Below are 11,967 nucleotides of genomic sequence, written 5' to 3'. Positions count from 1 at the left end.
TTCGACATTTCTCCGGCAAAAGCATCAGAAGGAAGGCATAAAGATGAAATATGTAAAACAGATTGGAATTGTTCTGGGCATTACCATGGCTGGCGAGATCCTGTACCAGGTGCTGCCCCTGCCTGTCCCGGCAGGCGTGTATGGGCTGTTTATCATGCTGGCAGCACTTATGTGCGGGGTAGTGAAACTGGAAAGCGTGGAGGGAACCGGCAATTTCCTCATGGACACCATGACCATGATGTTCATACCAGCCACCGTGGGGATTGTGGAATCCATAGCCGAGGTCAGGGCCGTGCTTCTCCCATTCCTTGTAATCATAGCAGTCAGCACCATACTGGTCATGATCGTGACCGGACGGATGGCCCAGTGGGTCATGGGGCGCAGGGAAGCAAAGCAGGAAGCCAAAGGAGGGAATGCAGCATGAGCAGCATAAGGGATAGTATCCGCCTTATATTAGAACAGTCCCAGTATTTTGGCCTGGTCCTCAGCATCGGGGCATATCTGTTTGCCTGCTGGCTGAAGAAAAGGACCGGACTGGCAATCCTGAATCCGCTGCTGGTATCCGCCGCACTGATCATTGCCTGTATATTTGGAGTAGGAATGGATTATGAAACATATAATAAGGGTGCATCCTATCTGAGCTGGCTTCTGACTCCGGCCACCGTATGCCTTGCAATCCCGCTATATAAGCAGCTGCATCTGCTGAAACAGCATGGGGATGCGGTTATCCTTGGAATCACGGCCGGGGTGGTCACCAGCGCGGTCAGTGTTTTCCTGCTGTGCCGGGTCCTGGGACTGACCCATACCCACTATGTGACCCTGCTGCCAAAGTCCATTACCACTGCAATCGGTATGGGGGTCAGCCAGGAGGCAGGAGGCATCGTGACCCTGACAGTCATGAGTATCGTGCTCACCGGGGTCCTGGGCAATATGGCCGGGGAATCCATATTAAGGCTGGCCAGGATACATCATCCGGTGGCAAAGGGGCTGGCCCTTGGAACCAGCGCCCATGCGGTGGGGACGGCCAAGGCCCTGGAATTGGGAGAAATCGAAGGCGCCATGAGCAGCCTTTCCATTGCAGTGGCAGGTCTGATGACCGTGATTGTGGTGCCGCTGGCGGCGAATCTTATAAAATAATAATGGAAGATTACGTATGGAAGGTAATGTAAAAGATAACCAGGGAAACAGTTAAACACACATTAGGTAAGAAGGGAGCGTGGCCGCATGAAGAAGCGCAGTGAAGTGGAAATCAAGGACACATGGAAATTGGAGGATATGGTTGCCAGCGACAGCCGGTGGGAGCAGTTGTTTGAGGAGGCGTCCTCCAAGGTAAAGCAGTATGCGGATTACAAGGGAAGACTGGATGAATCCGCGGATACGCTGTACGCGTGCCTGAAGTTTGATGATGAGATATCAAGGGAGACGGAACTTCTCTATGTATATTCCAGGATGCGCTCCGACCAGGATACCGCAGACCAGAGATACCAGGATATGTTTTCCAGGGCCCAGTCCCTGTCCTACAAGGCGTCTGAGTACTCCTCCTATATTGTGCCGGAAATCCTTTCCATGCCAGAGGAAAAGCTGGATGCATACATGAAGGCGGACAATGGAATCAGCCATTTTAAGCGTGCGCTGGAGATGGTGCTTAATAAAAGGGAGCATACCCTTTCCGGGGAGATGGAGGAGCTGCTGGCCCAGTCCTATGATGCCACCCAGGGAGCCAGCCAGATATTTACCATGTTCAACAATGCGGATGTGAAGTTCCCTGTGATCACAGGGGAGAACGGGGAGGCTGTGCAGATAACCCACGGCAACTACATTTCCCTGATGGAGAACCAGGACCGCAGGATCAGGAAGGATGCCTTTGAAGGGATTTACAGTGTGTATGCCCAGTACTCCAACACCCTGGCGGCTGCATTTTCCGCCAATATCAAGCAGGCCGTGTTCTATGCAAGGGCGAAGAAGTATGAATCCAGCAGACAGTACTACCTGGCTGGGAATGAGGTGCCGGAACTGGTCTATGACAACCTTGTCCGGGCGGTACGGGATAACCTTCCAAAGCTCCACCGTTATGCCGGGGTGCGAAGGAAACTGCTGGGCGTGGATGAGCTTCATATGTATGACCTGTACGTGCCCATGGTGGCTGAATATGACCGCCGCTATACCTATGAGGAGGCCAAGTCCATTGTGAAGGAAGGCCTGGCGCCCCTGGGTGAGGAATACCTGTCCATCCTCCAGGAAGGCTTTGACAGCCGCTGGATTGATGTGTATGAAAATGAAGGAAAAAGGAGCGGGGCGTATTCCTGGGGAACCTATGGCAGCCACCCTTACGTACTCCTTAACTTCCACGGCACGCTCAACGACGTGTTCACGCTGGCCCATGAGATGGGACACTCCATCCACAGCTGGTATTCCGATAAGAACCAGCCCTTTACCTATGCCGGATATAAGATATTTGTGGCGGAAGTGGCTTCCACCTGCAATGAGGCGCTTTTAATCCGCCATCTGCTTAAGAAGGCGGGGAGCAGGGAGGAAAAGGCATATCTGCTGAATCATTTCCTGGAAAGCTTTAGGGGGACCCTGTTCCGCCAGACCATGTTTGCTGAGTTCGAGGACATGGCCCATAAGAAAGGGGCCGCAGGGGAAAGCCTGACAGCGCAGAGCCTCTGCCGGATGTACCGCCAGCTGAATGTGGACTACTTTGGGCCGGAAATGAAGGTGGATGCCCAGATTGACTATGAATGGGAGAGGATACCCCACTTCTATACCCCATTTTATGTGTACCAGTATGCCACCGGGTTTTCCGCGGCAGTGGCAATCAGCAGCCGGATCATGAAGGGGGAAGAGGGCGCGCTGGAGGGCTATAAGAAATTCTTAAGCGGCGGCTGTTCCATGACGCCCATCGAACTGTTAAAGCTGTGCGGCGTGGATATGTCCACCACCAGGCCGGTGGATGAGGCGCTGGCATTCTTTGGGGAACTTCTGGATGAATTTGAGGGATTGAGATGAGTCAGGATACGGTAAGTGAAAACGCCTCAGGGCGTCAGTTAAAGAAACAGGTTGACCTGACGGAAGGGAGTCCGGGGAAGAGTCTGCTGATGTTTGCATTTCCCATGATCCTGGGCAACCTGTTCCAGCAGTTTTACAATATGGCGGATTCCATGATTGTGGGCAACTTCGTGGGTGAGGATGCACTGGCGGCAGTGGGTGCATCCTATGCCCTGACCAATGTGTTCATCATGATTGCCATTGGAGGCGGAAACGGGGCCTCGGTGCTGACATCCCAGTATCTGGGCGCCAGGCAGCATGGAAAGATGAAGACATCCATTTCCACTGCCCTTATCACCTTCCTGGCCGTAAGCCTGGTGTTGTTGGGCGTGGGATTTGCCATGAACGGGACAATCCTGACAGCCCTCAATACGCCGGAAAACATAATGGGACAGGCCAGGCTGTACCTGGGGATTTATTTCCTGGGACTGCCGTTCCTGTTCATGTATAATGTGCTGGCAGCCATATTCAATGCCCTGGGTGATTCCAGGACGCCCCTGTATCTTTTGATATTTTCCTCCATCCTGAACGTGGTCCTGGATATCATCTCCGTCACATGGCTGGGCATGGGCGTGGACGGCGTTGCCATTGCCACGGTCATGGCCCAGGGAATCTCCGCGCTGATTTCCTTCAGCCTGCTGTTAAAGAAGCTGAAGGGCTATGAACGTTCATGGGAGGATGTTTTCCGGTTCTATGACAGGGCCATGCTGGGTTCAGGCACCAGGATTGCGGTGCCGTCCATCCTGCAGCAGTCCATTGTCTCCATCGGAATGCTGCTGGTACAGTCGGTTGTCAATGGATTCGGCTCCGCCGCCCTGGCCGGATACTCCGCCGGAAGCCGGATTGAATCCATCTGCGTGGTGCCCATGATTGCCACGGGCAATGCCGTGTCAACCTTCACGGCACAGAACATTGGCGCGGGAAAGCTGGAGCGTGTAAGGAAAGGCTACCGTGCAAGCTACCGGATCATATTGGGGTTTGCCGTCGTGATCGCGGTGGTGGTATCCCTGTTCAACGGCCCGGTGATTGCCTCCTTCCTGGGCGGGGACATGAGCCCGGAGGCATATGCCGCAGGCACGGGATATCTGTCCTTCATCGCATACTTCTTCCTGTTCATTGGGCTAAAGGCAGTGACGGACGGCGTGCTGCGCGGTTCCGGCGACGTGCTGGTATTCACCATTGCCAACCTGGTCAACTTAGGGATACGTGTCTACGCAGCCTTCCATTTTGCTCCTGTGTGGGGCGTTGCGGCTGTATGGTATGCGGTGCCCATGGGCTGGATTGCCAACTATGTGATTTCCTTTAGCCGGTATATGACAGGGAAGTGGAAGGATAGGAGGGTGATATAGGATGGGGAAGATTGAATTAAGAAAATGGACTGTCAATGACAAGGAAAGCCTTATGGCAATATGTAATGCGGCTGACCGGAGCTATCTGACCGGCCGCCTTCCGTTTCCCTATACGGAGGCGGATGCAGACTGGTGGCTTAAGATGGTGGAGGGACACGATGGGAAAGACGGCATTTTCCGCTCTGTCTCAGTGGATGGGATGATTGTGGGGAATATTTCCGTTGAACAGAAATCAGATGTTTATGGGAAGGATGCGGAAATCGGATATCTGCTCATTACGGAAAAATGGTCACAGGGAATCATGACCGAAGCAGTGGGACAGATATGTGATATCGCATTTTCCTCATTGGATATCATCCGTATTACCGGGCTGGTCTATGAACCCAACAGCGGTTCACGCCGGGTACTGGAGAAGAACGGGTTTTTGCTGGAGGGAATACTGAAGAATGCAGTTGTAAAAGAAGGACGGGTTTATGATCTTTGCATTTATGGGAAGCTGAAATAAGCCCGGTGTTGTGCATCCATGTTCCATTCATATCAAAAAACGGAAGGGCTGCATCACGAACCCGACCACCTTCCACGCCGCCCTTTTATAAAACGGGACATAAGCAACCGTGATGTGTTCCGGTATGTCATAGGTGCCATCCGGCAGGAGCCTCCTGCAGTCGGCCTGATAGGAATCCATGTATTCCTCCAGCTGGGATGTAAGCTCGGGACTTTGGATGACCAGCATCAGTTCCGTGTCCATATAGGTGCTGCGCAGGTCAAAATTATAGGATCCCACGGCGCACAGTTCATGGTCAATGAGAAGGGACTTGCCGTGGTAGGAAAGGCCGCCGTCATATTCCAGGATTTCCATACCGGTTTGGATGAATGACTTTTTATGTCTTGGATAATCGCTGGAGGCAAAGAAGTTGTCTCCGTTTTCAACTGAATTAATCATCATGGTTACCGGGACATGGGCCGTTACCTCTGTCAGGGCGTCGTACATGTGCCTGTTGAATACGGCATAGGGAGTGTGGATCACAACCTGTTCCCTGGCGCTTTTCATCAATTCCGTCATGGTGTAGAAAACCACTGGTTCCTTTGCATATATGTCCGTGGGATTGGACACAAGGGTAATCTTTCCGGCGGGAACCGTGTGTTCCTCATAATAGGCAAGGGGAGCTGGCTTGATGGAGGCCAGTATCTCCTGGTCATCATCATTGATGTCCGGGTCAATGGGCAGGGCGGGGCAGGCGGGCTGTCCCGGTGCGCCACAGGATGCGGATTTTTCCATTTCCCAGCCTAACAGTTCCGGATTTTCCTTTGCCAGCATATCATACCTGTCCCTTAAAACCCCGGCTGCCTTTTGAACAGAATCCTTTTCAGCCAGCGTTTCATCATCATGGAACAGTGAGCATACATCCAGATCCCACACCTGGTTAAAGTAAGCCTCCACCTGGTTCAGGGAACTTTGGCTGGTCCCGGCAGTGCCGTGGGCCGTGTTATAGACCAGGACCTCACGGTCATGGCTGCGGGAATTGGTGGGATAGGAGCCGATGAAGTAGTCAAAGGTATTGCGGCCCCCAAGGATATAGCCGTAGTCGTCAGCAATCACGTATTTGTCGTGCATCCTGCCCTGGGTCTTCCAGGGCAGAAGCAGGTTCAATTTATTATAAATCTTAATCTCTATATTGGGATGACTGGAAAGTGCGTAAAAATAGCTGTTCCGTTCCATGCGCACCAGCCCGGAGAACCCATCCACCAGAATCTGGACCTTCACCCCCTGGTCTGCCTTATGGAGCATGACTGCCATGATGTCCCTGGGACTTTCGCCGTCCCTGAAATCAAAGGTGGACAGTATGATCCGTTCCTTTGCCAGGCTCATGAGGCGCATCCTTTCATCCCATGCGCTTTGGTTCGTCTCCAGGATCATGGCCCTGTCACAGCCGGTTCCATCCTGATAGAAGTCTGAGGCAGAAGTATTGGCTTTCGTTATCCCGGAAACCGGTTTATAATGATAAAAGGGCGCGGTTGCGCCGATGACCAGATAAAGGAATACAAATAGCAGGACGGTCAGGACCCTGTGTTTTTTAATCCATTTGACAATCATAAGGAACTCCTTTTGTGAGCATACTTTAAACAAATGGGAATCAATCTATAGGGTAATATACTAAGAATGGACAAGAAAGTCAAATCATTTAAAACACATGATTGGGAAGGGAGAGCAGTATATGGGACAGACACTTTATCATAACGGGACCATACTGACCATGGAGGACCAAAAGCCGTGTGTGGGTGCGGTACTCACTGGGAATGGGAGGATTCTTGGCGTCGGGGACTACCAATCTTTGAAGGAGATGGCGCAGCCGGGAGTCCAGATGGCAGATTTACAGGGAAATGTGATGCTGCCCGGATTCATTGACCCCCACAGCCATTTTACGGCCTGTGCCAGCCAGACCATGGAGGTGGATTTAAGCCATGCCCGGGATTTTGAGGAAATCATCCAGTGTATCCAGGCATTTATAAGGGAGCAGAAGATACCGGAAGGCAGGTGGATCCAGGCGGCAGGATATGACCACAACAGCCTGGGGGAAGGAACCCATCCAAGGAGGAAGGTGCTGGACAAGGCAAGTCCCAGGAACCCGCTGATTGTAAAGCATCAGTCAGGCCATATGGGCGTATTCAACACCATGGCATTAAACCAGCTGGAAGTGGATGCACAGACCCGGTCCCCCCAGGGCGGCCTTATTGAAAAGGAGGATGGGATTCCCACCGGATATATGGAGGAAAGGGCATTCCTGGAGTACCAGGACAAGGTTCCCATGCCGTCGCCCGAGGAGTTCCTGAAGGCCTATGGCCGCGCCCAGGAGCTGTATGCATCCAACGGCATCACCACGGTCCAGGAAGGAATGCTGCCTGCAAAGCTTCTGCCCCTGTACCGGATGCTGGAGGGGGCCGGCCTGCTGAAACTGGACCTGGTGGCATATGCCGATATCCGGGAAAGCGATGCGGTGGCGGAAGCGATGAAGGATTATGTAAAATGCTACAGGAACCATATAAAACTTGGCGGCTATAAGATGTTCCTGGACGGCTCCCCACAGGGCAGGACAGCCTGGATGCGGGAACCCTATGAGCAGGTAGAGGGATGGAACCAGCCGGCTGATTATAAAGGATACGGCACGCTTTCCGATGAGGAGGTATTAGCCGGTATCATGAAAGCAGAACAGGATGACATGCAGCTGCTGGCCCACTGTAACGGCGACATGGCCTGCGGACAGTATTTGAACCAGCTGGAGGCCGCGTACAGGATTTTGGGGGAGAAGAAGGGCAATACATCTTATCCAGGGGATATCCGTCCCGTCATGATCCACGCGCAGCTCCTTTCGCCGGACCAGCTTCCCAAGGTAAAGGAATTAAAGGTAATCCCTTCATTTTTCCTGGCCCATGTGTATCACTGGGGCGATGTGCATGTCCGCAATTTCGGCATCAAAAGGGCCAGCCATATAAGCCCGGCAGGATTGGCCTTGAAGGAGGGAATCCTATTTACCCTGCATCAGGACAGCCCGGTCATCCGCCCGGATATGCTGGAAACCCTCTGGTGCGCCGTGAACAGGGAGACAAAGGGCGGCATGGTCCTTGGCAGGGAGGAATGCCTGCCTGTATGGGAAGCATTAAAGGCCCTGACCATAAACGGAGCGTATCAGTATTTTGAGGAAAATGAAAAAGGCTCCATTGTCAATGGGAAAGTGGCTGATTTTGTAATCCTTGACAGGAATCCCATGTCCGTGGAACCGGAGGCCATAAGGGATATCCGGGTACTGGCTACAATCAAGGAGGACAGGCTGATATGGAAGAGGCAGACGCAGGGGATGGATGGGCATGCAGAATGACATGGCGTGATCATCACAGAATGCAGGATGCCGCCAGGGTTGGGGGACCCGGCGGCATCCTGCATGACATATGATATATATGAAAAGGGAGTGGTGGTAAATAAGTGGAACGGTTTACTGCAGGCTGTACGGTAAGCCATATTACAGGATATCAATATACTTTGGCGTATCTTCCACCTTAGGGCTGTCCTTTGGTACCTGAAGCTTCAGGATGCCGTTTTCAAACCCAGCCTTGATATCCTCCTGTCGGATCTGTTCTCCCACAAAGAAGGATCTCTTGCAGGAGCTGGTGTAGCGTTCCCTATGGATAACAGTACCACGCTCGTCCTTGTTTTCAGCGGAGTTATTGGATTCAGCCGTAATGGTGAGATAGCCGTCCTTTAATTCTGCCTTGATATCTTCTTTCTTAAATCCGGGAAGTTCAATCTCCATAAGGTAGTTTCCATCTTTTTCCATTATATCGGTACGCATGATGGGAAGCTTCTTGCTGTCACTGCCCTTTTCGGTGGAACCGCTGAAAAATGGGTCATTGAAAAATTCATCAAATAAATTAAGTCCATAGTTTCTTCTTGGGATTAACATCATGATCATATCCTCCTTAAATATATTGTTTCAATCCACGCTCGGTATATTGTCGAAGTGCGACTGCATCCTACGTAGATGCGTGGTTGACCTCATGGCAGTGGGGGATACCGATTACTCTCTGCCCGCCACTGCCGTTAAGTTTGTTTTTGGCAATTCATCTCACCACCTTAGAGGATGGGAGAATCCTTGCTAATATTTGTTAAACTGTTTGAGTTGTTTTATTTTTCATAACTGTATTATAGCACGATTGTTAGCACTGTCAAGAGGTGAGTGCTAATTTTTTATTAAAAAAGTGTGAAGCCTGATTTTGGGGTTTGATTTTGGGTTTTATATAAAATGGTAAATCAACAAAGGATATGGTATAATGGAATCCCAAAAACAACCGTGATATTGTTATGTTTTGTGCAGAGGAGGTTTGCGCTATGGTAGATGGCCACATTCATATTGAACGGGGCAGATACACGCTTGAATGGATAGGGCGTTTTGCAGATGAGGGCCTTGAGCATGGCCTCGATGAAATATGGCTTCTTGAGCATTGTTACCGTTTTCGCGAATTTGTTCCTATGTATGATTCCGTATGCGCATACAGCGGATATGTCAATCAATGGTTTCATAGACAGGCGGGGGTGCTGGGGCTGGATGATTATTTGAGGCTTATCCATGAAGCCAGGAAAAGTGCATTTCCGATAAAAATCAAATTTGGACTTGAAATCTGTTATTTCAAAGAGTTTGAGGCATTAGTGGCTGGTTTGACAAAGGACAGGGGTTTTGATTTCGTTTTAGGCAGCGTTCATTTTGTGGATGATTTTGCCTTTGATCACAAAGCCGGACATTGGGATGGCAAGGATGTGGACCGGATATACCAAAGGTATTTTGAAACATCTTTGGAACTGATTCAGAGCGGCATATATGACGGCATCGCCCATCCTGACTGCATAAAGCTGTTCGGCCATACGCCTACATTTTCACTTGATGGATATTATGAAGCAATGGCCCAGGCGCTTTCCGGGCAAAATATGTATGCGGAACAAAGCAGCGGCATCAACAGAAGGTGTCCCGATACTGCTGAAGTTGGTATGAATAAGGATTTGCTGAGATGCATGAAAAAACATAATATCAAAATCATCACTGTTTCGGATGCACATTGCCCGGAAGATGTAGGCTGGAAAATCCCGGAACTAAACAGGCTTATTGCTGAAGCATAGATTGAGGGTCTGTTTCCGTTTAAAAATCATTGGGAGTCTCCCGCCAGAACAATCCTTCCGACTGAGCCAGGGGTTTTAGGATTTCCCGTACCCTGCTGCTTGGATGGTATACGGTCATATGGAGGGAGCTGCATTCCAGGCAGATTAAGGTCTGCTCCTGTGCAAGAAGCAGGCCCAGTCCTCCCTTGCTGTTTTTCACGGCGTGACGCACTGCTTTTTCCAGCCTTGCAGCGGATATGCCGCTGTGCCAGCCCTCTGTGTGCATGTCGATATCAAAGTAACAGTGCAGCTTTACCAGAATGCGTGCCAATTTACGGGCAAGACGTTTGGATTCACCGTTATTAAGGAACCAGCTTTCTGTTTCCAGATATACACTGCTCCGGTCAGCCGGAACCTGTGCCGGGAATATATCAATCACGGCATAAGGCTTCTGTAAAAGTCCTTCCATCAGGGAGTCCCTTTGCCTGTCCGGCATTTTCCAGAATTCTTTAAACTCCTTTTCTGTTATGGTTCCCCCTGCAATCAGAAGTTCATATGTCACGCCGCGCCAGCGGTAGGTGATGCCGGATCCGGTGTACCCGTTCTTCTGATAAAAATTCCGGCGCATCAGGCGCTGGCCGTGGTTGTCCGCATGCCTGTCCACGGCCTCGATGTCCAGGATGATGCGGTTATCAGGTTTCATGCTGCGGATGGCCTGAAGCGCCATGGTGCCGTAGCCATGGCCCCTTAAGGATTCCTCAACCGCCAGGAACAGGATGTTGGTAAGGTCCCCAAAGGTCAGCAGATAGAAAAATCCGCAGAATGCATCATCCTCGTAAAATGCAATGAAGTCCCCGTTTCCCTGGTGGCCGTTTTCCAGATAACGGATAGGAACACGTTCCTCTGCTGGAAATGCGGTTCCATATAGTCTTTTTACGCTTGGATAATCTTTGTGGCCTGCTGTCATTGTTTCTGTCCTGAACATGATTTTCCCCTGTCTTCTATTAAAATCGGTTTCCTTAGTCAATATGTCTGGTGGATGTTCCACAGCAGCCGCCCATAGGTAAACAGGGAGCTTTCATGGAGATTGCCCTCTGTGTCGGCGTGCATTTCCATCCAGTGGTATATCTTATCAATCGCATCGCTGGTCCGTTCCTTTTCCGGCAGTATGATGGAGGCGGATATCTCTGCGAATTCCCTGCTGGCCGGGCGTTCATTTTCCTTGACCTGCTGGTAATAGCTGGTTACGGGCTGATAACCTGACAGCAGAAGGATGTTGAAGGTGGTGTAAAAATGCTGTCCGTTCCAGCTCTCCAGCGTCTCCTTATTAAAGACCTCCCTGGCAATGCGCTGGTGGAGTCCGTGACGGCCTGATACAATGGAGTTCATACAGCACCAGGAGCGGGTGAGTCCCATGAACCTGTTGAGGCCCTCCCTGCCTGAGACAGCGGGAGAGAGGGAGCAGAATGCAAGGTCATATGTACGGTTAAGGCCGGCAGCTTCAAGATTAAGGGATGAAAAATCGCTGACAAGGAAGCTGGTATTCATCTGCCCGGTCTCTTTTGTAAACAGACGGGCGTATTCAATGGCACGTGGGGAAATGTCCACGCCCACCACCATATGGGCGGTGCGGGCAAACTCCGCGACAAAGCGTCCCGGGCCGCAGCCGATGTCAATCACATCCGTGTCTGGTCCAAGGACCCCTGCCTGCTTCAGATAAGCGGCGGTTTCCCTGACCCTGCGCATGGACTTGCCGGAACCATTGTCCTTTAGGTTGGCTGTCCAGAAGTTCTGTTTCCAGTTTTTCATCCTCTTGTCCCACATGTCCGCCGTGCGGTCAGGACCGCTGTCCCTGTTTTTCTCCTGCAGTTCAAACATGTGGTCCAGTTCCCTGTCTTTATGAAATACACTCATGATGGTTTCTCC

The 11,967-nt window shown here is 51.2% G+C and carries 11 protein-coding genes; 7 read left to right on the top strand and 4 right to left on the bottom strand.

Annotated features, from left to right (window positions below):
* The first annotated feature begins 43 nt into the window (after positions 1-43).
* The 5 genes from MCJ35_RS14180 to MCJ35_RS14160 all read left to right on the top strand — a co-directional run bounded on the left by MCJ35_RS14180 (position 44) and on the right by MCJ35_RS14160 (position 4,902).
* Complete coding sequence (locus MCJ35_RS14180) at positions 44-424, top strand: CidA/LrgA family protein (RefSeq protein ID WP_025486656.1); 381 nt, start codon at positions 44-46, stop codon at positions 422-424.
* Positions 425-429: 5 nt separating this feature from the next.
* On the top strand, positions 430-1,137 hold the full coding sequence (locus MCJ35_RS14175) for an LrgB family protein (RefSeq protein ID WP_025486657.1): 708 nt from the start codon (positions 430-432) through the stop codon (positions 1,135-1,137).
* Between the two features lie 87 nt (positions 1,138-1,224).
* Positions 1,225-3,009 carry an oligoendopeptidase F gene (gene pepF, locus MCJ35_RS14170; RefSeq protein ID WP_025486658.1) on the top strand — a complete coding sequence of 595 codons (1,785 nt, stop codon included), beginning with the start codon at positions 1,225-1,227 and terminating at the stop codon, positions 3,007-3,009.
* Entirely contained in the window at positions 3,006-4,397 is a 1,392-nt protein-coding gene (locus tag MCJ35_RS14165) for an MATE family efflux transporter (protein ID WP_025486659.1), read from the top strand. Before pepF ends, MCJ35_RS14165 begins: the two co-directional genes overlap by 4 nt.
* Before the next feature lies 1 nt (position 4,398).
* Positions 4,399-4,902 carry a GNAT family N-acetyltransferase gene (locus MCJ35_RS14160; RefSeq protein ID WP_025486660.1) on the top strand — a complete coding sequence of 168 codons (504 nt, stop codon included), beginning with the start codon at positions 4,399-4,401 and terminating at the stop codon, positions 4,900-4,902.
* 27 nt (positions 4,903-4,929) lie between these two features.
* Here MCJ35_RS14160 and MCJ35_RS14155 read toward each other — a convergent pair whose 3' ends face one another.
* On the bottom strand, positions 4,930-6,492 hold the full coding sequence (locus MCJ35_RS14155; RefSeq protein WP_240299543.1) for a phospholipase D family protein: 1,563 nt from the start codon (positions 6,490-6,492) through the stop codon (positions 4,930-4,932).
* Positions 6,493-6,613: 121 nt separating this feature from the next.
* Between MCJ35_RS14155 and MCJ35_RS14150 the strand changes: the two genes are divergently transcribed.
* A complete protein-coding gene (locus tag MCJ35_RS14150; protein WP_025486661.1) occupies positions 6,614-8,272 on the top strand; it encodes an amidohydrolase in 1,659 nt (552 codons plus the stop codon).
* A 141-nt stretch (positions 8,273-8,413) separates the two neighbouring features.
* Here the strand turns inward: MCJ35_RS14150 and MCJ35_RS14145 are convergent, their stop codons facing one another.
* Positions 8,414-8,857 carry an Hsp20/alpha crystallin family protein gene (locus MCJ35_RS14145; RefSeq protein ID WP_025486662.1) on the bottom strand — a complete coding sequence of 148 codons (444 nt, stop codon included), beginning with the start codon at positions 8,855-8,857 and terminating at the stop codon, positions 8,414-8,416.
* 422 nt (positions 8,858-9,279) lie between these two features.
* On the opposite strand from MCJ35_RS14145, the gene MCJ35_RS14140 reads away from it, so the two are divergent.
* Entirely contained in the window at positions 9,280-10,062 is a 783-nt protein-coding gene (locus MCJ35_RS14140) for a PHP domain-containing protein (protein WP_025486663.1), read from the top strand.
* 19 nt (positions 10,063-10,081) lie between these two features.
* On the opposite strand, the gene MCJ35_RS14135 is transcribed toward MCJ35_RS14140, so the two are convergent.
* The gene (locus tag MCJ35_RS14135) at positions 10,082-11,026 is read right to left on the bottom strand and encodes a GNAT family N-acetyltransferase (protein ID WP_240299542.1); all 945 of its coding nucleotides are present in this window, start codon (positions 11,024-11,026) and stop codon (positions 10,082-10,084) included.
* A gap of 38 nt (positions 11,027-11,064) precedes the next feature.
* Positions 11,065-11,955 carry a class I SAM-dependent methyltransferase gene (locus MCJ35_RS14130; RefSeq protein ID WP_025486666.1) on the bottom strand — a complete coding sequence of 297 codons (891 nt, stop codon included), beginning with the start codon at positions 11,953-11,955 and terminating at the stop codon, positions 11,065-11,067.
* Between the last annotated feature and the right edge of the window lie 12 nt (positions 11,956-11,967).

Source organism: Enterocloster sp. OA13, assembly GCF_022440595.1.
In the GTDB taxonomy this organism is placed as follows: Bacteria; Bacillota; Clostridia; order Lachnospirales; family Lachnospiraceae; genus Enterocloster; species Enterocloster hominis.
This window is presented reverse-complemented; position numbering and strand designations above follow the sequence as displayed.